At 55.3% G+C, this 24,105-nt stretch carries 22 protein-coding genes and 1 pseudogene; 9 read left to right on the forward strand and 14 right to left on the reverse strand.

Annotated elements, in window-relative coordinates; all coding sequences use genetic code 11:
• Positions 1-27: 27 nt before the first annotated feature.
• Positions 28-972 (forward strand): ABC transporter substrate-binding protein, encoded by a 945-nt coding sequence (locus EL098_RS20695; protein ID WP_126357900.1) that lies wholly within the window; start codon positions 28-30, stop codon positions 970-972.
• An 84-nt stretch (positions 973-1,056) separates the two neighbouring features.
• On the opposite strand, the gene EL098_RS20700 is transcribed toward EL098_RS20695, so the two are convergent.
• Complete coding sequence (locus tag EL098_RS20700) at positions 1,057-1,791, reverse strand: response regulator (protein ID WP_126357901.1); 735 nt, start codon at positions 1,789-1,791, stop codon at positions 1,057-1,059.
• Between the two features lie 283 nt (positions 1,792-2,074).
• Between EL098_RS20700 and fdhF the strand changes: the two genes are divergently transcribed.
• Positions 2,075-4,222 (forward strand): formate dehydrogenase subunit alpha, encoded by a 2,148-nt coding sequence (gene fdhF, locus EL098_RS20705; RefSeq protein WP_126358520.1) that lies wholly within the window; start codon positions 2,075-2,077, stop codon positions 4,220-4,222.
• A 36-nt stretch (positions 4,223-4,258) separates the two neighbouring features.
• On the opposite strand, the gene gltP is transcribed toward fdhF, so the two are convergent.
• Positions 4,259-5,572 carry a glutamate/aspartate:proton symporter GltP gene (gene gltP, locus EL098_RS20710; RefSeq protein ID WP_126357902.1) on the reverse strand — a complete coding sequence of 438 codons (1,314 nt, stop codon included), beginning with the start codon at positions 5,570-5,572 and terminating at the stop codon, positions 4,259-4,261.
• A gap of 424 nt (positions 5,573-5,996) precedes the next feature.
• Here gltP and acs point away from each other — a divergent pair, with 424 nt between their 5' ends.
• The 3 genes from acs to actP all read left to right on the forward strand — a co-directional run bounded on the left by acs (position 5,997) and on the right by actP (position 10,046).
• Positions 5,997-7,955, forward strand: coding sequence for an acetate--CoA ligase (acs, locus tag EL098_RS20715; protein ID WP_126357903.1), 1,959 nt, complete (start codon positions 5,997-5,999; stop codon positions 7,953-7,955).
• Positions 7,956-8,085: 130 nt separating this feature from the next.
• Entirely contained in the window at positions 8,086-8,400 is a 315-nt protein-coding gene (locus tag EL098_RS20720; RefSeq protein ID WP_126357904.1) for a DUF485 domain-containing protein, read from the forward strand.
• Positions 8,397-10,046 (forward strand): cation/acetate symporter ActP, encoded by a 1,650-nt coding sequence (actP, locus tag EL098_RS20725; RefSeq protein WP_126357905.1) that lies wholly within the window; start codon positions 8,397-8,399, stop codon positions 10,044-10,046. Before EL098_RS20720 ends, actP begins: the two co-directional genes overlap by 4 nt.
• 39 nt (positions 10,047-10,085) lie before the next feature.
• Here actP and EL098_RS20730 read toward each other — a convergent pair whose 3' ends face one another.
• Positions 10,086-10,775 (reverse strand): LrgB family protein, encoded by a 690-nt coding sequence (locus EL098_RS20730; protein ID WP_126357906.1) that lies wholly within the window; start codon positions 10,773-10,775, stop codon positions 10,086-10,088.
• On the reverse strand, positions 10,768-11,193 hold the full coding sequence (locus EL098_RS20735; protein ID WP_126357907.1) for a CidA/LrgA family protein: 426 nt from the start codon (positions 11,191-11,193) through the stop codon (positions 10,768-10,770). The genes EL098_RS20730 and EL098_RS20735 overlap by 8 nt, the downstream gene beginning before the upstream one ends.
• Positions 11,194-11,293: 100 nt before the next feature.
• On the opposite strand from EL098_RS20735, the gene EL098_RS20740 reads away from it, so the two are divergent.
• The gene (locus tag EL098_RS20740) at positions 11,294-12,193 is read left to right on the forward strand and encodes a LysR family transcriptional regulator (RefSeq protein ID WP_126357908.1); all 900 of its coding nucleotides are present in this window, start codon (positions 11,294-11,296) and stop codon (positions 12,191-12,193) included.
• Between the two features lie 6 nt (positions 12,194-12,199).
• Here EL098_RS20740 and EL098_RS20745 read toward each other — a convergent pair.
• From EL098_RS20745 to soxR, 5 genes and pseudogenes are all read right to left on the reverse strand, one after another.
• Positions 12,200-13,849: pseudogene (locus tag EL098_RS20745) on the reverse strand (Na+/H+ antiporter).
• A gap of 149 nt (positions 13,850-13,998) precedes the next feature.
• Positions 13,999-15,348: a guanine/hypoxanthine transporter GhxP gene (gene ghxP / locus EL098_RS20750; protein ID WP_126357909.1), complete on the reverse strand. Its 1,350-nt coding sequence runs from the start codon at positions 15,346-15,348 to the stop codon at positions 13,999-14,001.
• A gap of 344 nt (positions 15,349-15,692) precedes the next feature.
• Positions 15,693-16,361, reverse strand: a complete 669-nt coding sequence (locus EL098_RS20755; protein ID WP_126357910.1) for a glutathione S-transferase family protein — start codon at positions 16,359-16,361, stop codon at positions 15,693-15,695.
• Between the two features lie 306 nt (positions 16,362-16,667).
• The gene (locus tag EL098_RS20760; RefSeq protein WP_126357911.1) at positions 16,668-17,147 is read right to left on the reverse strand and encodes a DoxX family protein; all 480 of its coding nucleotides are present in this window, start codon (positions 17,145-17,147) and stop codon (positions 16,668-16,670) included.
• Between the two features lie 108 nt (positions 17,148-17,255).
• The gene (gene soxR / locus EL098_RS20765) at positions 17,256-17,711 is read right to left on the reverse strand and encodes a redox-sensitive transcriptional activator SoxR (protein WP_126357912.1); all 456 of its coding nucleotides are present in this window, start codon (positions 17,709-17,711) and stop codon (positions 17,256-17,258) included.
• Between the two features lie 80 nt (positions 17,712-17,791).
• Between soxR and soxS the strand changes: the two genes are divergently transcribed.
• Positions 17,792-18,115, forward strand: coding sequence for a superoxide response transcriptional regulator SoxS (gene soxS / locus EL098_RS20770; protein ID WP_038476622.1), 324 nt, complete (start codon positions 17,792-17,794; stop codon positions 18,113-18,115).
• Here soxS and EL098_RS20775 read toward each other — a convergent pair.
• Positions 18,106-19,704, reverse strand: coding sequence for an EAL domain-containing protein (locus EL098_RS20775; protein WP_126357913.1), 1,599 nt, complete (start codon positions 19,702-19,704; stop codon positions 18,106-18,108). The two genes, soxS and EL098_RS20775, sit on opposite strands and share 10 nt — an antisense overlap.
• Positions 19,705-20,145: 441 nt before the next feature.
• Here EL098_RS20775 and EL098_RS20780 point away from each other — a divergent pair, with 441 nt between their 5' ends.
• Positions 20,146-20,427 (forward strand): YjcB family protein, encoded by a 282-nt coding sequence (locus EL098_RS20780; RefSeq protein ID WP_126357914.1) that lies wholly within the window; start codon positions 20,146-20,148, stop codon positions 20,425-20,427.
• Positions 20,428-20,437: 10 nt separating this feature from the next.
• Here EL098_RS20780 and modA read toward each other — a convergent pair whose 3' ends face one another.
• The 4 genes from modA to EL098_RS20800 form a co-directional block, all read right to left on the reverse strand.
• A complete protein-coding gene (modA, locus tag EL098_RS20785; RefSeq protein WP_126357915.1) occupies positions 20,438-21,145 on the reverse strand; it encodes a molybdate ABC transporter substrate-binding protein in 708 nt (235 codons plus the stop codon).
• Positions 21,142-22,194 carry an ABC transporter substrate-binding protein gene (locus EL098_RS20790; protein ID WP_126357916.1) on the reverse strand — a complete coding sequence of 351 codons (1,053 nt, stop codon included), beginning with the start codon at positions 22,192-22,194 and terminating at the stop codon, positions 21,142-21,144. The genes modA and EL098_RS20790 overlap by 4 nt, the downstream gene beginning before the upstream one ends.
• Positions 22,195-22,274: 80 nt before the next feature.
• Positions 22,275-22,661 carry a tautomerase family protein gene (locus EL098_RS20795; RefSeq protein WP_126357917.1) on the reverse strand — a complete coding sequence of 129 codons (387 nt, stop codon included), beginning with the start codon at positions 22,659-22,661 and terminating at the stop codon, positions 22,275-22,277.
• On the reverse strand, positions 22,662-22,994 hold the full coding sequence (locus EL098_RS20800) for a carboxymuconolactone decarboxylase family protein (protein ID WP_126357918.1): 333 nt from the start codon (positions 22,992-22,994) through the stop codon (positions 22,662-22,664).
• A gap of 103 nt (positions 22,995-23,097) precedes the next feature.
• Between EL098_RS20800 and EL098_RS20805 the strand changes: the two genes are divergently transcribed.
• A complete protein-coding gene (locus EL098_RS20805) occupies positions 23,098-23,958 on the forward strand; it encodes a LysR substrate-binding domain-containing protein (RefSeq protein ID WP_126357919.1) in 861 nt (286 codons plus the stop codon).
• Positions 23,959-24,105 lie beyond the last annotated feature (147 nt).

A 24,105-nucleotide genomic window follows, 5' to 3' on the forward strand; every position in this document is an offset into this window, starting at 1 on the left:
CAAAACCCTACGAGTGAGGAAAACAGCATGCGTTTGAAACCCATAGTGACTGCGTTACTGGCCGGCGCGATGATCGCAGGTGCGCCGTTTGCCCAGGCAAAAGAGTTGAAGTCTATCGGCGTGACGGTGGGCGACCTTGCCAACCCGTTCTTCGTGCAGATAACCAAAGGCGCCGAGCTGGAAGCCCGTAAGCTTGCAGGCGACAACGTGAAAGTCACGCTGGTCTCCAGCGGTTACGATCTCGGCCAGCAGGTCGCACAGATCGACAACTTTATCGCCGCGAAGGTAGACATGATCATCCTGAATGCCGCGGATTCCAAAGGGATCGGCCCGGCGGTTAAACGTGCGAGAGACGCCGGGATCGTCGTTGTCGCGGTAGACGTGGCGGCTGACGGGGCAGATGCCACGATCACCTCCGACAACACCCAGGCCGGGCAGATGGCCTGTAAGTACATTTCCGACCGCCTGAAAGACAAAGGCAACGTGGTGATCATCAACGGGCCGCCGGTATCTGCGGTGCAGAACCGCGTTGAGGGCTGCGAAACCGAATTCAAAAAGCACCCGGACATTAAGATCCTCTCCTCTAATCAGAATGCTAAGGGCAGCCGTGAAGGCGGCCTGGAAGTAATGACCTCGCTGCTGGCGGCGAATCCGAAGATCGACGGCGTGTTTGCCATCAACGATCCGACGGCGATCGGGGCCGATCTGGCGGCAAAGCAGGCGCAGCGTAACGAGTTCTTTATCGTTGGCGTGGACGGTAGCCCGGACGGTGAAGAAGCCCTGAAGCGCGGCGGAAGCTCGCTGTTTGTGGCGACCCCGGCGCAGGATCCGCAGGTGATGGCGGCGAAAGCGGTCGAAATTGGCTATGACATTTTGCAGGGTAAACCCGCGCCGAAAGGCCCGGTGCTGATCCCGGTGACAATGATTGATAAGAGCAATATCGGCAGCTACAAAGGATGGACGGTGAAATAAGTCTCCCCTAACCCCGCACCTCTCCCCAAAGGGGAGAGGGCGAAAAATCATCACTCATCTGTGTCATGAGTACCGCCGGTTTATCTAGACCAGATTATTTTCGCCACGGGTGATGTCGGCGGCAAATACGTAGCCCAGACCGCGTATGGTGCGAATAAGCGTGGGCTGGTGAGGGTTTACCTCGATTTTGCGACGCAGCCGCATAATTAATACGTCGATGGTGCGGTCAAACACTTCGAGGCTTTCGCTGTGGGTCAGCTCGAGCAGCTTCTCCCGCGACAGCACCTTCCGGGCGTTTTGTGCCAGCGAAAGCAGCAGACCATATTCCCCCTGGGTCAGGTCAACCTGCTGCTGCTGAGCATTGATCAGCTGACAGCGGTCGGTATCCAGCCGCCAGCCGTTGAACTGCAGCCCGCTGGTTTTCGTCGGGCTAGTTTCTACGGCCAGCGCCCCGCTGCGCCTTAACACCGCCTTCACCCGCGCGACAACCACGCGGCCATTAAACGGTTTGGCGATGTAGTCATCGGCGCCCATTTCCAGCCCAACAACCACGTCGGACTCGCTGCCCATACCGGTTAGCATCACCACCGGCAAAGAAGGACGTAGCTTCTGCACCTGCTGGAGCACCAGCAGGCCGTTGGTATCCGGCAGCATCATATCCAGCAAAATAAGCGAAACAGAAGGCTCAGCCGCTACGATCTGCAGCGCGTCATTGCCGCGATGGCACACCAGCACGTCAAAAACGTGTTCGCTGAGTACCTCGCGCAGCACATCGCAAATAGCCGTATCGTCATCCACCACCAGGATTGCAGGTTTCATTATTTTCTCCGGAGGTGAGGAGGTTCTTTTTAGTGTGAGCGATTGTTGATTGAGCGCAGCAGAAAGAACACAGATCCGTGCGGAATTTTCTATCACTGTCACAAATGCCCGTCAGTTCGACACGTCATTTATGACGATATCCTCGACCTTTCGTCAGCCTGTTCGCCAAACTGGCGCCAATACCCATGCTCTCTATATGGCATAGATAATGCATTCAGAGGCGCAGCGAGACGGTTTGCTTTTATCGCCGTACTCAAATAACAGCATTGACTGGAGCAACATGATGAAAAAAGTCGTCACGGTTTGCCCCTATTGCGCCTCGGGTTGCAAGATAAACCTGGTGGTGGATAACGGCAAAATCGTCAAGGCGGAAGGTGCACAGGGTAAAACCAACCAGGGCGACCTGTGCCTGAAGGGGTATTACGGTTGGGACTTTATCACCGACACCAAAATTCTTACCCCGCGTTTGAAATCCCCAATGATTCGCCGCCAGCGCGGTGGCAAGCTGGAAGCCGTTTCCTGGGATGAGGCGCTGGATTATGTCAGCTCACGCCTGAGCGAGATCAAAGCCAAATATGGCCCGAACGCCATTCAAACCACCGGTTCCTCACGCGGTACCGGCAACGAAACCAACTATGTAATGCAAAAATTTGCGCGCGCCGTTATTGGGACCAATAACGTCGATTGCTGCGCACGCGTCTGACACGGCCCTTCGGTTGCAGGTCTGCACCAGTCGGTCGGTAACGGCGCAATGAGTAACTCCATCGTCGAGATTGAGGAGACTGATTTAGTCTTTGTGTTCGGGTACAACCCGGCAGATTCACACCCTATCGTGGCTAATCGCGTGATTAAGGCGAAGCAGAAAGGGGCTCAGATTATCGTTGTCGATCCGCGCAAAATTGAAACCGCGCGCATTGCCGACATGCATTTAAGGTTACGAAACGGCTCTAATATCGCGCTGCTGAACGCGATGGGCCACGTCATTGTTGCAGAGAATCTTTACGACCACGCTTTTGTCGCCTCTCGTACCGAAGGCTTTGAGGAGTATCGCAAAATCGTTGAAGGCTACACGCCGGAGTCCGTGGAAGAAATCACCGGCGTCAGCGCCGGGGAAATCCGCGCGGCCGCGCGTATGTATGCCAAAGCCAAAACCGCTACCATCCTGTGGGGCATGGGCGTGACCCAGTTCTATCAGGGCGTGGAAACCGTGCGCTCGCTCACCAGCCTGGCGCTGATGACCGGCAACCTCGGCAAGCCTAACGTTGGCGTGAACCCGGTTCGCGGCCAGAACAACGTTCAGGGTGCCTGCGACATGGGCGCGCTGCCGGATATGTTCCCGGGCAACCAGTATGTTCGTGACGCGGCAACCCGCAGCAAATTTGCTGCCGCCTGGGGCGTTGACGCGCTGCCGGAAGCTAACGGTTATCGCATCAGCGAGCTGCCGCACCGCGTCGAACACGGTGAAGTCCGCGCCGCCTATATTATGGGTGAAGATCCGCTGCAAACTGACGCCGAGCTTTCTGCGGTGCGCAAAGCGTTTGCCGGACTGGAACTGGTGATAGTGCAGGACATCTTCATGACTAAAACCGCCGCCGAGGCTGACGTTATTTTACCGTCCACCTCCTGGGGTGAGCACGAAGGGGTCTTCACCGCCGCAGACCGTGGCTTCCAGCGCTTCTTTAAAGCGGTCGAGCCAAAGTGGGACCTCAAAACGGACTGGCAAATCATCAGCGAAATCGCCACCCGCATGGGCTACCCGATGCACTACCGCAACACCCAGGAGATCTGGGACGAGCTTCGTCATCTGTGTCCGGATTTCTACGGCGCGACCTACGAAAAAATGGGCGAGCTGGGCTATATCCAGTGGCCCTGCCGGGACACTTCCGACGCGGACCAGGGCACCTCTTATCTTTACGAAAGCAAGTTCGAGCGGCCGGGTGGGCTGGGACAATTCTTCACCTGCGACTGGGCACCGCCTGTCGATCGCATCACCGACGAGTACCCGATGGTGCTCTCTACGGTACGTGAAGTCGGCCACTACTCTTGCCGCTCTATGACCGGTAACTGTGCCGCACTGGCCGCGCTGGCCGATGAGCCGGGCTATGCGCAAATCCACGTTGAAGATGCTGCACGCCTGGGCATCGAAGATGAAGCGTTAATTTGGGTGAATTCGCGTAAAGGCCGGGTTATCACTCGTGCGGCGGTCAGCGAACGCCCAAACAAAGGCGCCGTGTACATGACCTATCAGTGGTGGATTGGCGCCTGTAATGAGCTGGTAACGGAGAACCTGAGCCCGATAACCAAAACGCCGGAGTATAAGTACTGCGCTGTGCGCGTCGAGCCGATCGCCGATCAGCAGGCCGCAGAGCAGTATGTCATTGATGAGTACAACAAGCTGAAGGCCCGCCTTCGCGAAAGCGCTATAGGGTAAAACAGCCCCTCACCCCTTTGGAGTGAGGGGTTTTACTTAACTGCTGGCTTTACTGTCAAACTTACCAAAAAGCTCACGCTCGTAGGCCTGGGCTTTTTTATGGTCGAATTTATGCTCCCACTTGGCGATAACCAGCACCGCCAGCGCGTTGCCGACGACGTTAAGCGCGGTACGCGCCATGTCCAGAATACGGTCAACGCCGGCAATAAATGCCAGACCTTCCAGCGGAATACCCACGCTGCCGAGCGTTGCCAGCAGCACCACGAAGGAGACACCCGGCACGCCGGCAATCCCTTTTGAGGTCACCATCAGCGTCAGCACCAGAATGATTTCCTGCCACAGCGACAGCTCGATGCCGTACAGCTGGGCGATGAAAATCGCCGCGATGCTCTGGTACAGCGTGGAGCCATCGAGGTTAAACGAGTAGCCGGTCGGCACCACGAAGCTGGTGATTGACGCCGGGGCGCCATAGGCTTCCATCTTCTCGATGATGCGCGGCAGCACGCTCTCCGAGCTGGCGGTGGAGAACGCCAGGATCAGCTCGTCTTTCAGGATACGCATCAGAATCGTGATTTTCAGCCCGCAAAGACGCGCCACCGCACCCAGCACGACAAGCGCGAAGAAGAGAATCGCCATGTACACCAGCACCACCAGCTTCAGCAGCGGCCAAAGCGAAGCAAAACCAAAGTTTGCTACGGTCACGGAAATCAGCGCAAAGACGCCGATCGGCGCATAGCGCATCACCATGTGCGTGACTTTGAACATGGTTTCAGAGATAGAACGGAAGACGGTGACCAGCGGCTCGCGATGAGTGGCCGGCAACGAAGACAGCCCAAGGCCAAACAGCACCGAGAAGAAGATGATCGGCAGCATGTCGCCTTTCGCCATCGACGCGACGATGTTGGTCGGCACCAGCGACAGGATGGTCCCCATCAGGCCGTGAGCATGGCTTTGGACATCCTGGGCGGTATGCTCGTATTTCGAAATATCCACGGTAGCAAGCTGCGACATATCAATGCCGTGGCCCGGCTGAAACACATTCGCAAGCGTAATGCCCAGAATGATGGCAACCGTCGTGATCACTTCGAAATAAATGATGGTTTTCGCCCCAATGCGGCCAAGCTGTTTGGCATCACCGACCCCCGCAATACCTACCACCAGGGTAGAGATAACGATAGGGACAACGATCATTTTGATCAGGTGGATAAAGATATCGCCCGCCGGCGAGAGCAGGTTCGCGACCAGCCATTCACGGCTATCACTTTGATAATGAAGAAAACTTCCCAGGATAATGCCCAGCACCAGCGCCAGCAAAATTTGCCAGGCGAGGCTGATTTTAAAGTTTTTCATAACGACTACAGCTCCTTAAAAAAAGCGCCATTTCCCTACGGTTTCCCAGGAGGACGTCACAAACTGAAAGGGGTATGACAAACGTCAGAGGTTAAGCGGGATTGGTAAAGCGCCGTATCAGTAACATCCCGATAGCCTGCTGCGCAACCATTCATTTTCAAGGTTATGCACTGCTATATCACAGATAACCAGGTTTTTTCATGGGCCGATGGATATAACTTATTGTTATGGAAAAAAATTCATTATTTGTTTTTTGAATTAAGTCACAAAGGTAATTATTTCTTATGATTCATCTGTTTGAACATTTTTTGCGCAATTATTTTAATGCGTGATCTGCCGCCCAAAAAGTAAACAAAGCTGCCAATACCCCTACAATTAACGTTTGTGTGACATATTATTAACATCCTAAAGGAGAAAAAAAGCCATGAGCCAAATACACAAACACGCTATTCCCGCAAACATTGCGGACCGTTGCCTGATAAACCCGGAGCAGTACCAGACCCTGTATCAGCAGTCGATAGAGGAGCCGGATGCGTTTTGGGGCGAACAGGGAAAAATCCTCGACTGGATAAAACCCTATAAAAAGGTGAAAAATACCTCTTTCGCCCCGGGAAACATCTCTATTAAGTGGTATGAAGACGGCACGCTGAATTTAGCCGCTAACTGCCTTGACCGACACCTGAAAGAAAGAGGCGATCAAACCGCGATTATCTGGGAGGGCGATGACGCCGCCCAGAGTAAAAACATCACCTACCGCGAACTGCATCGCGAGGTCTGCCGTTTTGCCAATACGCTGGTGGAGTTGGGGATTAAAAAAGGGGATGTGGTGGCCATCTATATGCCGATGGTGCCGGAGGCCGCCGTCGCAATGCTGGCCTGCGCGCGCATCGGTGCCGTCCATTCCGTCATTTTTGGCGGCTTCTCGCCTGAAGCCGTGGCCGGACGCATCATCGACTCCAGCTCACGTCTGGTGATCACCGCCGACGAGGGCGTACGTGCCGGGCGCACTATTCCGCTGAAAAAGAACGTGGATGACGCACTTAAAAACCCCAATGTTAAAACCGTCGAGCACGTTATCGTGCTTAAGCGCACCGGCGGCAAAATCGACTGGCATCAGAACCGCGACCTGTGGTGGAGCGATCTGGTCGAAAAGGCCAGCGACCAGCACCAGCCTGTTGAAATGAATGCCGAAGATCCGCTGTTTATCCTCTACACCTCGGGCTCTACCGGCAAACCTAAGGGCGTGCTGCACACTACCGGCGGCTATCTGGTTTATGCCGCAACCACCTTTAAATACGTCTTCGACTACCATCCGGGCGATGTCTACTGGTGTACCGCTGACGTAGGCTGGGTCACCGGACACAGCTACTTGCTTTACGGCCCGCTCGCCTGCGGCGCAATCACGCTGATGTTTGAGGGCGTGCCTAACTGGCCTCAGCCCAACCGCATGGCGCAGGTAGTCGACAAGCACAAAGTGAATATTCTCTACACTGCGCCAACCGCCATTCGCGCGCTGATGGCCGAAGGGGATAAAGCGACCGAAGGCACCGACCGCTCTTCGCTGCGCATTCTTGGCTCTGTGGGCGAACCGATCAACCCGGAAGCCTGGGAGTGGTACTGGAAGCACATCGGCAATGAAAAATGCCCGGTGATGGATACCTGGTGGCAGACGGAAACCGGCGGCTTTATGATTACGCCGCTGCCCGGCGCGACCGAGCTGAAAGCCGGCTCGGCTACCCAGCCGTTCTTTGGCGTTCAGCCTGCGCTGGTCGACAACGAAGGCAACCCGCAGCAGGGCGCGACCGAAGGGAATCTGACGATTACCGATTCCTGGCCGGGCCAGGCGCGCACGCTGTTTGGCGACCATGAGCGCTTCGAGCAGACCTACTTCTCCACCTTTAAAAACATGTATTTCAGCGGCGACGGCGCACGCCGTGACGAAGATGGTTACTACTGGATCACCGGCCGGGTGGACGACGTACTGAACGTGTCCGGCCACCGTCTGGGCACCGCAGAGATCGAATCCGCGCTGGTCTCGCATCCGAAGATTGCCGAAGCCGCTGTGGTCGGTATTCCGCACAGCATTAAAGGCCAGGCAATTTATGCTTACGTGACGCTGAACCACGGCGAAGAGCCGACGCCGGAGCTGTACGCCGAAGTGCGCAACTGGGTACGTAAAGAGATTGGCCCGCTGGCTACGCCGGATGTTCTGCACTGGACCGACTCGCTGCCGAAAACTCGCTCCGGCAAGATTATGCGCCGTATCCTGCGCAAGATTGCCTCCGGCGATACCAGCAACCTGGGCGATACCTCAACCCTCGCCGATCCTGGCGTGGTGGAAAAACTGCTGGAAGAGAAGCAGGCCATCGCGATGCCATCATAATGTTTTCCCCCTCTCCCTCCGGGAGAGGACCGGGGTGAAGGCATCAGACCGTACCTTTCCCCTGACCCTAACCCTCTCCCCATAAGGGAGAGGGGATAAAAAATCCTACAAAACCTCTGGAGATTCTGTGATGAATGACACCATTTATCAGCGGATAGAAAGCAGTGCGCGTTTCAGGGAGTTGGTTTCCAAAAGGCAACGGTTTGCCGCCATCCTGTCACTGATTATGTTATTGATTTACGTCGGTTTTATTTTGCTGATTGCCTTTGCGCCAGCCTGGCTCGGCACCCCGCTTCACGCCGGGACCAGCGTCACGCGCGGCATCCCTATCGGGATTGGCGTCATCGTTATCTCTTTTCTGCTCACCGGGGTTTATGTCTGGCGTGCTAACGGCGAATTTGATCGCCTGAATAACGAAGTGCTGCGTGACGTGGGGGTTAAATGAAACTTTTACTCGCGGCCTTCGCCGCTCTGCTGCCGGCGGGCGCCTTCGCTGCCGATGCGATAACCGGCGACGTACAGCGCCAGCCAACCAACTGGCAGGCGATTATCATGTTCCTGATCTTCGTCGCCCTGACGCTGTATATCACTTACTGGGCCTCCAAACGCGTCCGTTCCCGCAGCGACTATTACACCGCAGGCGGCAACATCACTGGCTTCCAGAATGGCCTGGCGATCGCCGGTGACTTTATGTCCGCCGCTTCGTTCCTGGGGATTTCTGCGCTGGTTTATACCTCAGGTTATGACGGCCTGATCTACTCGCTGGGCTTCCTGGTCGGCTGGCCCATTATCCTGTTCCTGATTGCCGAGCGCCTGCGCAATCTGGGCCGCTACACCTTCGCCGACGTGGCCTCTTACCGCCTGAAGCAAGGGCCTATACGCACGCTGTCCGCCTGCGGATCGCTGGTCGTGGTCGCGCTTTACCTCATCGCCCAGATGGTCGGCGCCGGTAAGCTCATCGAGCTGCTGTTTGGCCTGAACTACCACGTCGCTGTGGTTCTGGTGGGCGTGCTGATGGTGATGTACGTGCTGTTCGGCGGCATGCTGGCCACCACGTGGGTACAGATCATCAAGGCTGTGCTGTTGCTGTTTGGCGCAAGTTTTATGGCCTTTATGGTGATGAAGCACGTCGGCTTTAGCTTCAATAATTTGTTCAACGAGGCGATGGCGGTTCACCCTAAAGGGGCGGCAATCATGAGCCCTGGCGGGCTGGTGAAAGACCCTATTTCCGCGCTTTCGCTTGGCCTCGGCCTGATGTTTGGTACCGCTGGCTTACCGCACATTCTGATGCGCTTCTTCACCGTGAGCGACGCCCGCGAAGCGCGTAAAAGCGTGTTTTACGCCACCGGCTTTATGGGTTACTTCTATATCCTGACCTTTATTATCGGCTTTGGCGCCATTATGTTAGTAGGTGCTAACCCAGCGTTTAAAGATGCCGCGGGCGCGCTGATTGGCGGCAACAATATGGCGGCGGTTCACCTTGCCGATGCCGTAGGCGGCAACCTGTTCCTCGGCTTTATCTCCGCGGTCGCCTTCGCCACCATCCTCGCCGTTGTGGCCGGGCTAACGCTGGCAGGGGCTTCGGCGGTATCCCACGACCTTTACGCCAACGTCTTCCGCAAAGGCGCCTCCGAACGCGATGAGCTGAAAGTGTCGAAAATCACCGTGCTGGTGCTGGGCGTGGTGGCTATTCTGCTGGGTATTCTGTTTGAAAAACAGAATATTGCCTTTATGGTGGGGCTGGCGTTCTCAATTGCCGCGAGCTGTAACTTCCCGATTATCCTGCTGTCGATGTACTGGTCGAAGCTGACCACTCGCGGCGCAATGATCGGCGGCTGGCTTGGCCTGCTGACGGCGGTCGTGCTGATGATCCTTGGCCCGACAATCTGGGTGCAAATTCTCGGCCACCAAAAAGCGGTCTTCCCGTATGAGTACCCGGCGCTGTTCTCCATCCTGATTGCGTTTATCGGCCTCTGGCTGTTCTCGATTACCGATAATACGCCGGAAGGGAAGCTGGAACGTGAGAAGTTCCGCGCGCAGTTTATTCGCTCTCAAACCGGCATCGGTATCGATCAGGGGCGGGCTCACTAGTTAGTAAGCACTTACCGGGGCAGGATATGCCCCGGCAGGTTAAAACATCAGCCAGCTGACCAGCGGCGCAACCAGCACCGTTACGACCCCGGAAAGCATCATCACCAGGCTGGCAATCACCCCTTCCTGCTGCCCCAGCTCGTAAGAGCGAGCGGTGCCGGCGCCGTGAGAAGCCGCGCCGAATCCGGCGCCTTTGGCTATCCCTTCTTTTATCGACAGGCGCAGAAACAGTAGATCCCCGACGGCCATCCCAAACACGCCGGTGATCACCACAAACAGCGCCACCAGCTCCGGCTCCCCGCCGATGGGTTTAGCCGCGGCAAGGGCAAAAGGTGTGGTAATTGAGCGCACGGCCAGACTGCGCTGAATGCCGTCCGGCAGCGTGAAGAGTCGGGCAAGCCAGATTGAGCTGGTCACTGCCACAACCATCGCCGTCAGCACGCCTGCAGAGAGCGACATCCAGTGGCGTTTTATTACCCTGAGGTTGTCATAAACCGGAACAGCAAAGGCAATAGTGGCCGGCCCCAGCAGCCACAGCAGCCAGTGCGCCTCCCCCATGTAGTTGCTGTAGGAGATATGGCCGAAAATGAGCATCGCCACCAGCAGCACCGGCGTAAACACCAGCGGCATCAGCGGCAGTTTGCGAAAGCGACGATACAGACGTTTATTGGCAAAATAGAAAACCAGCGTGACCACGAGGCACAGCACGCTAAGCTGGAAATTAGTCATTACGGGACTGCCTGCGGGCTTCGCGAGCCAGCTCATAGCGGTAAACTTTTTCCACCACGAAGCCCGTACTGCCCAGCACCAGCAAGGTGCTGACCGCGATGACGGCAAAAATACGCCAGCCTTCCACCATCAGCAGCTGCGAGTAGTTCACTACGGCAACAACCGCCGGGACAAAGAACAATAGCATCTCGGCCAGCAGCCACCTTGCCCCTTCCCTGACCCAGTTCAGCGGCACGATACGGCAAATGATCAGCGCCAGCAGCAGCAGCATTCCCACCAGATTCGCCGGCAGCGGCAGGTGGCTCCACGTGACCAGCTGTTCGGCAAAAACAAAAAGCGCGGCGTAAAGGGCAACCTGCACCGGGACGCGCAGGCTATGTATTACAGCAGGCGTAAAACGACCTAACGCCAGGGCCATGATGTCTACTCCAGAAAAATACCAGCCCCAATTATAGAGAGCGGTTCATCGCTACTGAAATGAATTAAAATCATTGCAGGTATAGTTAATGGGAATAGTTATGGACATCAGAACGCTGCGTTATTTCGTTGAAGTTGTACGCCAGCAGAGCTTCACTCGAGCGGCGGAGAAGATGTTCGTCACGCAGCCCACCATCAGCAAAATGCTGCGCAACCTTGAGGATGAGCTGAACTGTACGCTGCTGATCCGCGACGGCCGCCGCCTGCTGCTGACCGACACCGGCCAGGTCGTGTTCCAGCGCGGGCTGGCAATCCTGGCTGAATTTCGCCAGCTCGAGGCGGAGCTTAACGATATCAAGCAGCTGACCAACGGCGTGCTGCGCCTCGGCATTCCGCCGATGGTCGGCACCCTGATGACCGGCCCGATAGGCGTTTATCAGCATCGCTATCCCGGCGTGGAGTTCAAGATTTCCGAATTCGGTGGCCTGACGGTGCAGCAGGCGGTGCTCAACGGCGATCTCGATCTCGCGGTGACGGCAATGCCGATAGAAGACGAAGATGCCTTAACGGTGATGCCGCTTTTCCGCCACCCACTCTGCGTGCTGGTGCCCCGCTCCGGCCCGTGGATCGGCCGCACCAGCGTTGACCCGGCCGAACTGGCCGAGCACCCGCTGCTTATCTACAACGAAGATTTCTCCCTTAGCCGCCAGCTTATGCAGCTGTTTGCCGACAACGGCTTCACCCCACGCATTGCGGTGCGCAGCGGGCAGTGGGATTTCCTGGCGGCAATGGTGCAGGGCGGCGTAGGGATTGCCGTGCTGCCGGAGCCTATTTGCCGCAAGCTCGACCACACCACGCTGATGTGGCTGCCGCTAAACAGCAACCTAAGCTGGCAGTTAGGGATGATCTGGCGTGAGGGAGTCTATATTTCGCAGAGTGCGCAGGCGTGGATTGATTGCTGCAGAGAGTTCTGGCCGGAAATTGAACCCGGCCAGAACTAACGCGGTTTACTCGTGTTCTATCAGCAGCGCTTCCAGCAGGTCGAGATCGTGCAGGAGTTTCTGCAGCGTCTCGTTGCTGATTTGCTGCGTGGCGCGGAGATGATAAAGCTCAGCGCGCTCAGAACGCAGCGCCGTCAGGCGGAAGCGGCGCTCAAGGTTCTCTTCAAGCTCGCTGCTTTCGACGTCATTTCGCCCGTCAGCGCGGCGGCGCAGATTGCCGATAACCCGCGAACTCACCTCTTTCAGCAGCTGGTCGTCAATATTCTCTTTGCTGTCAGCGGCCAGCCGCTCTTCCATCTTCTGGATAGCGACAATCGCCACTTCAGCCGTTGCGGAACGGGCAAGGCGCTCCTCTTTACGCGCCAGTGACTTATCCCCCAGCTCCACATTTCGCAGCAGAATCGGCAGCATGATGACCCCGGCAAACAGCGAGAAGAGGATCACCCCTGCGGAGAGGAAAATCAGCTCGTAGCGCGCCGGGAAAGGCGTGCCGTCATTCAGGAACAGCGGGATAGACAGCACACCGGCCAGGGTGATCGCCCCGCGCACGCCGGCGAAGGAGGCTATCCCCAGCTCGCGAGTGGTGAAGGAGCCGAACTCCAGCGGGCGTTTTTTTCAAAAAGCGCAGGCTGATGCGCTTCATCGACCACAGCCACAGGAAGCGCACCGCAATCAGCGCGAAATAGATCATCGCGACGTCGAGCAACAGCATCCACAGCTCAACGTTCGGATCGGCATTAGCCGCCGCGACAGAAGTCTCGAGAATGCCGGGCAGCTGCAAGCCTAACAGCAGGAAGACCATGCCGTTAAACACAAACTCCAGCATCGCCCAGACGCTGTTCGCGCGCAGGCGCATGGTCAGCGGCGCGCTGCGCAGCACGCCGGAACGAGTGATGGTCATCCCTGCGGCCACGGCGGCCAGAATGCCTGAAACCCCGATGTGCTCGGCAATCAGATAAGAAGCGAACGGCAGCAGCAGAAGCAGCAGGATCTGGGTGGCAGGCTCGTCACCGCTCCAGCGGCTCATCAGGCGCAGCGACTTACCGTACAGCCAGCTGACCGCGATACCCGCCAGCAGACCGCCCACGGCAACCTTGAAGAACTCAAGCGATGCCCCGCCGACGCTAAAGGCCATCGCCCCAATGGCGACCGCCACCGCAAGCTTCAGGGACACCAGGCCGGAGGCGTCGTTCATCAACGCTTCGCCCTGCAAAATCCCCATGATTTTCTTAGGAATACGCCCTTCACCAACGATACCGGAAAGCGCCACGGCGTCGGTCGGGGAAAGCACGGCGGCCAGCGCAAAAGCGGGCACCAGCGGAATGCCCGGTACAAGGAAGTAAATCAGGAAACCGATGCCCACCACGGTGACCAGCACTAGCACCAGCGCGGAGGCCAATAATTTCCCGACCATGGTTGAGAAACTCATGGGTCGGCGTCTTCCAGCCGTCGGCAAACAGCAGCGGCGGAATGAACAGAACCAGGAACAGCTCAGGGGTCAAATTCTACGTGCAGGCCAAAGTTCGGCCAGGCGAGCAGCGCGCCAATGGCGATTTGCATTAACGGCAGCGGGATCTGAAACGGCAACATACGTGTTACCACCCCAGAGAGGGAGACCACGAGGGTCATAATCAAGATAGTGAAGAAAATTTCCATGTTTTCCCTGAACGTGATGTGTGATTTAAAGCGTCACCTTTGAAGGTTGTTTTAATAATAAAACAACTTTTTTCATCACATTGGAACCGGAAATGCCTGAAGTAAGCAAATGCGGCGGGTTACAGAGCGCAACCCGCACGAATTGAAAATCAAATAGCCCAGCCGCCTGCGTAGAACGCGACCAGCGCCACGGCGATAATCACGGTCCCGAGGTTCAGCTTACGCCACTCGCCGGACACCACACGACCAATAACCAGAGAAGCGAAGCCGATCATGATGCCGGTAACGATGTTACAGGTCAGCACGATGAATACCGCGGTAATCAGCCCGGACATCGCATCAACGAAGTCCGCGAAGTCGATTTTGGCCACGTTGCTCAGCATCAGCAGGCCAACATACATCAGCGCAGGCGCCGTTGCATAAGCCGGTACCAGGTATGAGAGCGGTGACAGGAAGAGAATAAGCAGGAACAGGACACCCACGACGATCGCCGTCAGGCCGGTTTTACCGCCCGCCGCAGTACCCGCTGCAGATTCGATATAAACCGCCGCCGGGGCAGCGCCCACCAGGCCGGAGAAGACGCTGCTCAGGGAGTCGGTGGTCAGCGCTTTACCGCCGTCGATGATCTGGCCGTCTTTGTCCAGCAGATTTGCCTGCCCGGCCACGGCACGGATAGTCCCGGTGGCGTCGAAGACCGCGGTCATTACCAGCGCCAGCACGCTTGGCAGGATAACAGGGTTTAGCGCGCCCATGATGTCCAGGCTGCCGATCAGAGAGTTGCCTTTATCATCGCTCAGCGACGGCATGGCAAAGATACCGGAGAAGTGAACGTTCGGGTCGAAAATCAGGCCAACGATGGAGACGCCGATGATGGTTAACAGAATGCCACCCGGCACCTTCAGTTTTTCCAGACCGATGATCACTGCCAGACCAATCAGAGACATGATCACCGGGAAGCTGGCGAAGTGGCCCAGCGCAACCGGCAGCCCGTCAAGCGGGTTCTTAATCACCAGGCCGACGCCGTTGGCGGCAATCAGCAGCAGAAACAGGCCGATGCCAATCCCGGTGCCGTGAGCCACACCCATCGGCAGATTTCGCAAAATCCAGCTACGAATGCCGGTGGCGGAAATAATGGTAAACAGAACGCCCATCAGGAACACCGCGCCAAGCGCTACCGGCACGCTGATGTGCTGGCCGAGCACCAGGCTAAAGGCGGTGAAGGCGGTCAGCGAGATAGCGCAGCCGATAGCCAGAGGCAGATTAGCCCACAGGCCCATTACGATGGAGCCCACGCCCGCCACCAGGCAGGTTGCGACAAAGACCGCCGCCGGCGGGAATCCCGCCTTGCCAAGCATGCCCGGCACCACGATGACGGAGTAGACCATGGCGAGGAAGGTTGTCAGACCGGCGACAACTTCCTGACGCGTGGTGCTGCCACGTGCAGAGATTTTGAACCAGGCGTCGAGCGAACCGCCGGCGCGCGGAGAAGGTGTAGACATAGTGAAAAATCCCCTGAGATTTTTAGAATGACGTTTGCCCGGGTGGTGGACAACCCGCTGCCAGTTAAACATTGTCTCCCTGCGCTACGATTGTGACAAAAGGGGCGTCACAAAAAAGCAATCGTTTAACTCCACTCGGACAAATCGGTGTTTCAGATTTAAGGCAAACGATTATCCAGCCTTCCTGACGGGATTTTCAACTTAACTTTTGTCATTTTCGTAGAAAATACGGCCCACCGGCGAAATAATCGCCGCACCATGCGCAAACGTTATCGTCAATGCGCAATTTCGTAACAAAATCGCAAACCGGCGGGCCGTTTTTCCTCGATCATGCTCAGCGGCAATCACGCACCGGGAAGATCAAAAGGCCCCCCCTGATTCAGCGCTCGCTGCCAGGCGGGACGCAGCTGCACCTTCTTCATCCACGCCTGGGTGTGCGGCATATCATTCACCTCGCCCCGGGCCAGCAGCGCGGCCACCGGGAAGCTCATCTGAATATCAGCCGCGCTAAACTGCTGCCCGGCAAACCATGGGTTCTGGCTCAGATAATCTTCAATAAAGCGGGCATGGGTAGTCATTTGCTTGTTCAGCCAGGCTTTCTGCACCCCCTGCCCCACGGCCTTACCTATCGGACGCAGCGGCCAGGGAACCGGCGCTTTGCCGAGGCTGCCAAACACCAGCTTCATTAACAGCAGCGGCATCAGGGAACCTTCCGCATAGTGCAGCCAAAAGCGATACTGGATCTTGTCGCTCATCACCTGAGGCTTCAGGCGGTTTTCGCTGTCATAGGCTTCCTGCAGATATTCAAGGATCGCGCCTGACTCAGCGAGGATATGGCCGTTATCTTCCACCACAGGTGATTTACCCAGCGGGTGGATCTTTTTCAACGCCTCCGGGGCTAGCATCGTGGGCTCCCGCTGGTAGCGCACGATCTGGTAGGGCTGCCCCAGCTCTTCCAGCATCCAAATTACGCGCTGGGATCGGGAATTATTGAGGTGATGAACCGTTAGCATGAGGTAACCCTATGTTTAGTCAGATGGAATAATTATAGGCAGGCAGCCCTGGAATCACATGTCAAAAAAATGAACAAAAAAAGACCTGATATCCTTGCAAAGTGAAGGGGCAGTTCTACACTTAAATTGTCGGTGCAGACCGGAACCTCCAGAGTAAGTTAAGTGTATATGTGTAAGCGTTATCGAGGGGTGCCGATGTCGGGGGAAACCCTCCTGTCAGACGGGATAGAGCGAAAGACAAAGACCGGAAAACAACTAAAGCGCCCTTGTGGCGCTTTAGTTTTTTATCGCAGCGCGAAACGCAACTTAACCCACAGACAGCTTTTTATCTACCGCGCGAGCCAGCGTGCTATCCATCCCCCAGGGCCCGCTCCCCTGCACAATCAGCATGAGGCACATCAGGATGTAACATGACTCAGGGAGATAAAGCAGCCAGCTGTACCAGGTCAGAAGATTAAGCCCGCCAGGAATCTGGTGCAGGCCAACGGTAAACAGCGCGACAAAGTTAATGATAATAAGCACCAGCGCGCACAGGCGAGTCAAGAAACCGGCGGCCAGCAGCAGGCCGAACACCATCTCGCAGCTGGCAACGAAGACGGCCATCACGGCAGGAAAGGGAATACCGGCCTCGGTGATGGTTTCCAGCATGAGGGCCTGATTTTCCGGCACAAACACTTTATTGAAGCCGGAGGCGAAGAAAAACAGACCGAAGGCGATACGCATCAGCGTCAGCGGAAGGAACGTTGCCCCAGCAGGGGTACGCAGCAGACGGTGTAAAAATGACATGAAAGGCTCCTTGTTTTCAGCAAGCTGAAGTATATCAATCCCATAAAGAGATTCGGCACGCCTTTACGGCCTTATACAAACCGGGTGCTACGCCTTAGGGCGATCGCTCTACTCTTCCAGCAGCCGTGCTCCCGTCCCCTGCTCGCCCAGCTTGTCCCCTGGGTTACGCAGCGGGCACTCCGCTCCGGATAAACAACCGCAGCCAATGCAGCCATTCAGTTCGTCGCGCAGCGCGGTCAGCGTATCGATGCGGTGATTCAGCTCCTCTCGCCATTGCGATGAAAGCTTCTTCCAGTCGTTTTTATTGATTGAATGCCCATCGGGCAACACGCCAAAGGCATCGCCGACGGTGCTCAGGGGTATACCGATACGCTGGGCAATTTTGATTATCGCTACCGTTCGCAGAACATCACGCTGATAACGCCGCTGATTACCGGCATTTCGCGTACTTTTAATCAGGCCTTTGCTTTCATAAAAATGGAGCGCGGAGACGGCCACGCCGCTGCGCTTCGCCACTTCACCGGGCGTTAATAGCGTTTTAATTCGGGGCAATTTCTTTTCCATAATGCTCTTTACCTCAAGTTAACTTGAGGAATTATACTCCGGGTCAACGACTCTAGCTAACCCGGAAATGAGGAAGACTCATGGCTCACCAGGACATCATTTATACGTTAACTGAATGGATTGATGAACATATTGACCAGCCGCTGAACATCGACGTGGTGGCGAAGAAATCAGGGTATTCAAAATGGTACTTGCAGCGCATGTTCCGTACCGTGATGCACCAGACGCTGGGCGACTATATCCGTCAGCGCCGCCTGCTGATGGCCGCCACGGCACTGCGCACTACCCAGCGTCCGATTTTTGATATTGCGATGGACTACGGCTACGTCTCGCAGCAGACCTTCTCCCGCGTGTTCCGCCGGGAGTTTGACCGCACGCCAACGGATTACCGCCATCAGGCCTGAGAGGCCTCAGGTACAGCAAAGGTGATACCGCCTGGCGTATACAGCCAGGCGATAAAGTCCTGCGGCGGCAGCGCTTGCGCGAAATACCAGCCCTGACAATACTCCACGCCATGCTCCACCAGCCAGGCCACCTGCACCCCGGTTTCGACCCCTTCGGCAATCGTCGTCAGGTTGAGGCTATGGGCAATTTCGATAATGTGCTCAACCAGTAGGTGACTGGCCCGTTCGCTGACGACAGAATCAATAAAACTTTTATCAATTTTTAAAATATCGACGTTAAGGTACTGCAGGTTATGCAGATTCGAATAACCGGTGCCAAAGTCATCTATGGCAATGTTAAAACCGGCGCTGCGGAATTCCTGAATATAAGGCCTGGTTTTTTCAACATCTATAAAGCCCCGCTCGGTCACCTCGATTTTTATCTGCTCTGGCCTGATCCTGTAGGTTTTAATTCTCTCAGACAGTACGGTAATTAGCCGCGACGAATGAAAGTCCGATGCTGAAAGATTGATTGAAATATAAATCCCTGGATGGTCGGCAAGGAACTCCCCCAAATCTTTGAAAACGGCATCAACGACGTAATCCGATATTTTGTGAATCAGGCCTTCTGATTCTGCCAGCGGAATAAAAGTTCCGGGACTGATGGTTTGACCGTTAAAATTAACCCACCGCAGCAGCGCTTCAGCACCCACGCAGCTGCCATTCCGGATATCAATAATGGGCTGGTAGTGAAGTTTTAGCTGCTTTCTGGCCAGCGCCCTTAACAGCATCCGACGCGGTGAGTTTAGCTGCTGCTGGGTTCGCGACCACATCAGCAGAATAAGCAGGCTGCAAATAACGCCCAGCGGTAGCGTCAACGTTAGCTGATGATACCATTGGCGATTAAACAGGGTTTCGGAGGTTGAAACAATAACGGCAATAGGCCTTTTAGCCGACGGATCGATAGTATAAAAGCGATCGTCCTGAGTAAATGTTTTCTCTTTGCGCAAAATAAAGTGATGGAGAAGGTCGCCATCAGCGCCAGGGCTCAAAGAGAAAAAGCTGTGGGTCACCGTATCGTAGACGCCATAGACCAAAGAGTCGTCATCGGACAGCACCTCAGACCAACTGAGAGGATTAATCACCGCTATATAATTGCCACGTCGCATATAAGTCATTTTATGGCCGGCATAAAACGGTGTATCCAGATAATAATAGATGGCGATGTCGGGATTACGGGTATAAGAAGGCTGCGGGGCCGAAATCGCTGTTAATGGTTTATAGCTGGTAGAGCACAGCAGCTTATTACCGCTAACGTAAATTAAATCCTCAACAAAAAGTTTACCGCGAACGATATCCAGCATATTCGCCATATGCTTTGGGCTACATATTTCCCCTGAAAAACGCTCCGCCTCACTGCGGGCCTCATTAACATGGCCGATGACGATTTCCGTTTTTTCCATCACCAGTTTGCCAAAAGAGTGCAGGTGCTGCTGAGTGTCGCTGGTTGCGCGGACATGGGCAAAATAGATCGCCAGCATTATCGGCAAGCAGACCATCAGGACAAAACCTGAGGTTCGCAATACCTTAAGATAAACTCGTCTCAGCATGATGCTCACATGTCCCTGCTTTCTTTGTCTGTTTTTATTTTTCTACCGGATCAACCTGATAACCGCCGATTACGTTGCATCATAAAGTCGGTATTAGCAATAGCATTCCGCCTCCCACGAAGTGAAAATTAAGCTGTGCAACAATAAGATTAAATTCACCGAAGTGCCGTTCAGCATAAAATTTCATCCACCGCGCTGATGGGCGTTTTATTGGGGGTTAAAGCAACAGGGAATGATTATTTAAACGAAATTTTGCTCAACGTCAGATAAACAAAAAGCTGAGTCCACGCCCGCCGAGCGCTGGTTAAAAATGCACCTACCCCCGCACCCGCATGGTTAAAAAACCGCCACTCCGCTGGCGATTTAACGCTCAAATGTGATAAACTTCACAATATTCTTGCAACAGCAAAATAAATTGCAGATTTTCAAGGAACAAGGTTAATGGCAACAATCACCACCGGCGTTATTCTGATGCGTTGGCCGCTGCTGAGTGCGGTTTTGATGTTTTTGGCCAGCAGTTTAAATATCCAGTTTCGCCGCTCAGACTACCGCGCCCTGGCCATCGTCAGCAGCGGCGTAGGCATTGCCGCCTCGTGCTGGTTTGCAATGGGATTGCTTGGACTGACGCTCGGGGACTTCGCCATTATCTGGGCGTCGTTTAAGACGGGGCTGGTCGACGTCATTGCCAGGATGCCGCCCGAATGGCCGACCATGATGCCGTAAACAGCCGGCTTCAGGCGACAAAGCCGTATTGCAGTAACAGCTGCCGCGCAGCGCCCGAGGTCAGAAAAGCCCGCAGCGGCTCCGCACGCGCATCGCACAGCGCCAGACCGTAATCTGCCTGAATATTGTAGAGCGCTGGGATCTCAAATACCCGCAGCTCCCGTTGAAAAGCCAGCGCTTCAGCATAGCTTCGATAGCCAATCATCAGGTCAGCCTGCCCGCTCGTGATAAGCCACTGCGCGGCAAGCTTACCGTCAGGAACAACCTGCGAGTCCGGCCCGCCTACCAGCTGCCGGGCCCTCGGCCTTAATGCGATGCCAAATTCAGCCTCAAAGTTGGCAAAGAACTGCCAGGTATAGTCTCCGGCAGGATCGCTGCCCGGCGTAGATGTGCCAATCCGTAGCGCAGGGTTACTCAACAACGTCAGCCAGGTGCTCTGCTCATCAACGCACTGCGACGCTGCCGTGAGGCAAAGCGTGTTACCGGCAAACCGCTGTACCGACAGCGCTTTCTCCTGTTCAAGCAACGTCTGCGGATGCGCCATGTTCGCTGAAGCAAAAAGGGAGCAGGGTTCCCCGGCTTCAATACGCGCCCTTAGCAGGCCTGCCGGCCCGAACCGCGTCTCGGTCAGGAGGCCCGTTTCACGCTCAAACTGCGCCATTAACGGCTGCCAGACCCGCCGCAGGCTTCCCGCCGCCAGTACCGGCAAAATACTCACTCAACACCTTCATAGTGCGTGCGGTAAAAACGCTGATACCAGCTGTCGGCCACTTTTTTCATGTCGATATCTTTGAACCTGGCAGGATAGAGCTTTTTCGCCATCCACAGTTCACCAATAGCCATCGCTTCCGGCATCGGGTAGCCCCAGGCTTTGGCGTACTCGGGCATTAACCAGACCTGATGATGTTTCACCGCGTCGATCGCTTGCCATTCGGGCTTACTGACGATCTCATCAACCACTTGCGGATAACGATCCTGCACGAAGATCACCTGCGGATCCCAGGCGATCACCTGCTCCATCGACACCTGCTTAAAACCTTTTACGGTTGAGGCCGCCACGTTCAATGCCCCGGCGTGAGCCATCATCAGGCCAGTATATTTGCCGGAGCCGTAGGTCGTGAGGTCAGGGTTTGCCATGTAGGCGCGCACACGCTGGCTCTCCGGAATGTCCTTCAGGCGGTCGCTGACCAGCTTGCGCTCGGCAAAGGTGGCGTCAATGAGCGCCTTCGCCTGCTTCTCTTTATTGACGACTTCGCCAATTAGCTCGATGCCCTCTTTCAGCCCGGTGTTGTAGGCCTGCTCTTCATCCCCCATCGAGGGGTTCAATTTGCCCTGCTCGCCCGGTGCATCGTGGCGCAGCGAAATCGCGATCACAGGAATACCGAGCTTGCTGATGCTGTCGATCATCTCTTTTGGGGCATAGTTGGTCACAAACACCGCCTGAGGATGCAGCGCCACCAGCTTCTCGGTGTTCACGCTGGTTAAATCCCCCAGCTGAGCTTTGTGCTCCAGCTCCGGCGCCAGGCGGGCATAGCCGCTGCCAAGCTGCTGTTTCCAGTTGGCCAGAATGCCGACCACCTTATCGGTGGCGTTCATCTGTACCAGCAGGTTGAGCGTTTGATGCTGAAGCACCACCACGCGATCAACCTCATCCGGGATCGTGACCTGACGACCAAGCTGATCGGTGATGGTGCGGTTCGCCAGAGCGGCGAACGGGGAGAGTACTAACAATGCGCCTAACGTAAGGCGGCGAAAAAATGGGGTCATGGCGGACGTCCTTATGATCGTTATGCATAAAAATATACAACGATGACACCCCTACGCCCAGAGATTTTAAGTGGTATCTGCTACTCTGGGAGCAAACTCACTATCCCGCCACCAAACGACCAATCCTCAGCGTTATTATGACGAATGACGACCATGACATCGTTGGGATGAATGCCCGGTGACGCAGCCAGCTGCGCGGTAATGGCCCGGTAAAAACGCTTTTTGGTCTCAACATTCCGCGGCTTGCCAGCCGTTATCTCAACCAGAAGCCAGTCATCGCTTCGCGGCCCAGCCATATAGTGGCGATCAAACCGCAGCGCCTGCTTATCTTGCTCGTGAAAAACCTGAAACAAATCTGCGGCCGGCACGTCAAATGCTTCGACCAATGCTAGCTGTACGCTAGATGAAATCGCCGTCAGCCAGGCCTCGGTTTTTCCTTTTAGTAAGGTGAAATGCAGTACCGGCATTTATTGTTCCTCCTGACCGTCCGCGACGATTAACTTGTCCAACACCTTTAATGCACTGTGTGCTGCAGGCCAGCCCGCATAAAAGGCAAGATGGGTAATCAGCTCGCTTAATTCCTTATCATTTACCCCATTATTGCGCGCCAAAGCGAGGTGAATAGGCAATTGCTCAAGTCGGTACAACGCCAGCAGTGCCGCCACGGTGATCAGGCTGCGATCGCGTTTATTAAGTTCAGGTCTTTCCCAGATATCTTTGAATAGCAGTTCATTGCTCATGCTGGCGAGTTTTGGCGCCCGACTCAAAACTCGTTGAATATCGTGTGATGTTTCGCTCATGGAACCTCCTTGCTGAAGTTGACAACATAAGCATACTCATCGAATATCATTCCAAAAATCAGATATTTTTTAACTAACAATCCTGATTTTCAGGACTATAGATATGAAGAATTTAGATCTCGATGTTCTACGCACCTTTGTTACCGGCATGACGCTCGGCAGCTTTGCCCGGGCAGCGGAGAGGCTGGGGCGGTCAACCTCAGCGATTAGCGCCCAGCTTAAGAAACTGGAAGAGCAGATCGGGAAGCCTGTGGTCAAAAAGTCAGGGCGAGGTTTAGTGCTGACGCCGACAGGCGAAATTATATTGAGTTACGCGAAACGCCTGCTGGAACTGAATGATGCCGCAATGGCTGCGGTTGCCGACACGCAACTGAGTGGGCACCTACGGGTAGGTTTTCAGGAGGACTTTGGTGAGGGGCTATTGACCGAAGCCCTTGGTTCATTTAGCCGCACCCACCCCTCCGTCAAAATTGAAGCACGTATCGCGAGAAACACAGAACTGGAGTTCGCACTTAACCATTCGCAGTTGGATATGGCCTTACTGTGGCAAACTCCATCAACTTCCGTTGAGAATGAAATAGGCCAAATTCCACTACACTGGATAGGTATCCCGGAGCGGATACAGGAATACCTCAACAACGGGCAGCCGCTGCCTTTAGTGACTTTTGATGCCCCTTGTATTCTACGTCATCGTGCTATTGAAGCTCTGGATGCCGCAGGACTTCCGTGGAGAATAGCCTTTACCAGTAGTAGCCTGAACGGCCTTTGGGCGGCAGCGCGAGCCGGGTTAGGCATAACGCCGAGAACCCAGGTGGGAAAACCTGTCGACCTGCCTGTAATCCATACACTTCCCTCTCTCCCATCCTTAGGTATTTGCCTGCAGCGCTCTTCACCTGAACCTAACCCGGTTCGGGATTGCCTGGAAGATATCATTGAAAAACAGGTTCGCGCTTTTTGCCGCTGAAAGCAGACAATTGCCTCGACTACCAAAAAAATGAAACCCCCGTTGCCAATAAATGTCCCGGGGTAAGTTTTTGTTGTTAATTATTTCTATTCACCTGAATGAGGCCTTTCCTGCTCGCTTTAACCCCGCAAATTAGCCTCTTAAAGG

The sequence above is a fragment of the Cedecea lapagei genome, assembly GCF_900635955.1.
GTDB lineage: Bacteria > Pseudomonadota > Gammaproteobacteria > Enterobacterales > Enterobacteriaceae > Cedecea > Cedecea lapagei.

Bases quoted from the DNA above. Each gene is read 5' to 3' on its own strand.
- EL098_RS20800 (WP_126357918.1), bottom strand. From the start codon at position 22,994: ATGAGCGAAACATCACACGATATTCAACGAGTTTTGAGTCGGGCGCCA.
- EL098_RS20760 (WP_126357911.1), bottom strand. From the start codon at position 17,147: ATGTCATTTTTACACCGTCTGCTGCGTACCCCTGCTGGGGCAACGTTC.
- EL098_RS20720 (WP_126357904.1), top strand. From the start codon at position 8,086: ATGAATGACACCATTTATCAGCGGATAGAAAGCAGTGCGCGTTTCAGG.
- EL098_RS20790 (WP_126357916.1), bottom strand. From the start codon at position 22,194: ATGACCCCATTTTTTCGCCGCCTTACGTTAGGCGCATTGTTAGTACTC.
- gltP (WP_126357902.1), bottom strand. From the start codon at position 5,572: ATGAAAAACTTTAAAATCAGCCTCGCCTGGCAAATTTTGCTGGCGCTG.
- soxR (WP_126357912.1), bottom strand. From the start codon at position 17,711: ATGGAAAAGAAATTGCCCCGAATTAAAACGCTATTAACGCCCGGTGAA.
- EL098_RS20740 (WP_126357908.1), top strand. From the start codon at position 11,294: ATGGACATCAGAACGCTGCGTTATTTCGTTGAAGTTGTACGCCAGCAG.
- acs (WP_126357903.1), top strand. From the start codon at position 5,997: ATGAGCCAAATACACAAACACGCTATTCCCGCAAACATTGCGGACCGT.
- EL098_RS20780 (WP_126357914.1), top strand. From the start codon at position 20,146: ATGGCAACAATCACCACCGGCGTTATTCTGATGCGTTGGCCGCTGCTG.
- soxS (WP_038476622.1), top strand. From the start codon at position 17,792: ATGGCTCACCAGGACATCATTTATACGTTAACTGAATGGATTGATGAA.
- EL098_RS20795 (WP_126357917.1), bottom strand. From the start codon at position 22,661: ATGCCGGTACTGCATTTCACCTTACTAAAAGGAAAAACCGAGGCCTGG.
- EL098_RS20775 (WP_126357913.1), bottom strand. From the start codon at position 19,704: ATGCTGAGACGAGTTTATCTTAAGGTATTGCGAACCTCAGGTTTTGTC.
- EL098_RS20730 (WP_126357906.1), bottom strand. From the start codon at position 10,775: ATGACTAATTTCCAGCTTAGCGTGCTGTGCCTCGTGGTCACGCTGGTT.
- EL098_RS20700 (WP_126357901.1), bottom strand. From the start codon at position 1,791: ATGAAACCTGCAATCCTGGTGGTGGATGACGATACGGCTATTTGCGAT.
- ghxP (WP_126357909.1), bottom strand. From the start codon at position 15,348: ATGTCTACACCTTCTCCGCGCGCCGGCGGTTCGCTCGACGCCTGGTTC.
- EL098_RS20735 (WP_126357907.1), bottom strand. From the start codon at position 11,193: ATGGCCCTGGCGTTAGGTCGTTTTACGCCTGCTGTAATACATAGCCTG.
- EL098_RS20695 (WP_126357900.1), top strand. From the start codon at position 28: ATGCGTTTGAAACCCATAGTGACTGCGTTACTGGCCGGCGCGATGATC.
- actP (WP_126357905.1), top strand. From the start codon at position 8,397: ATGAAACTTTTACTCGCGGCCTTCGCCGCTCTGCTGCCGGCGGGCGCC.
- EL098_RS20805 (WP_126357919.1), top strand. From the start codon at position 23,098: ATGAAGAATTTAGATCTCGATGTTCTACGCACCTTTGTTACCGGCATG.
- EL098_RS20755 (WP_126357910.1), bottom strand. From the start codon at position 16,361: ATGCTAACGGTTCATCACCTCAATAATTCCCGATCCCAGCGCGTAATT.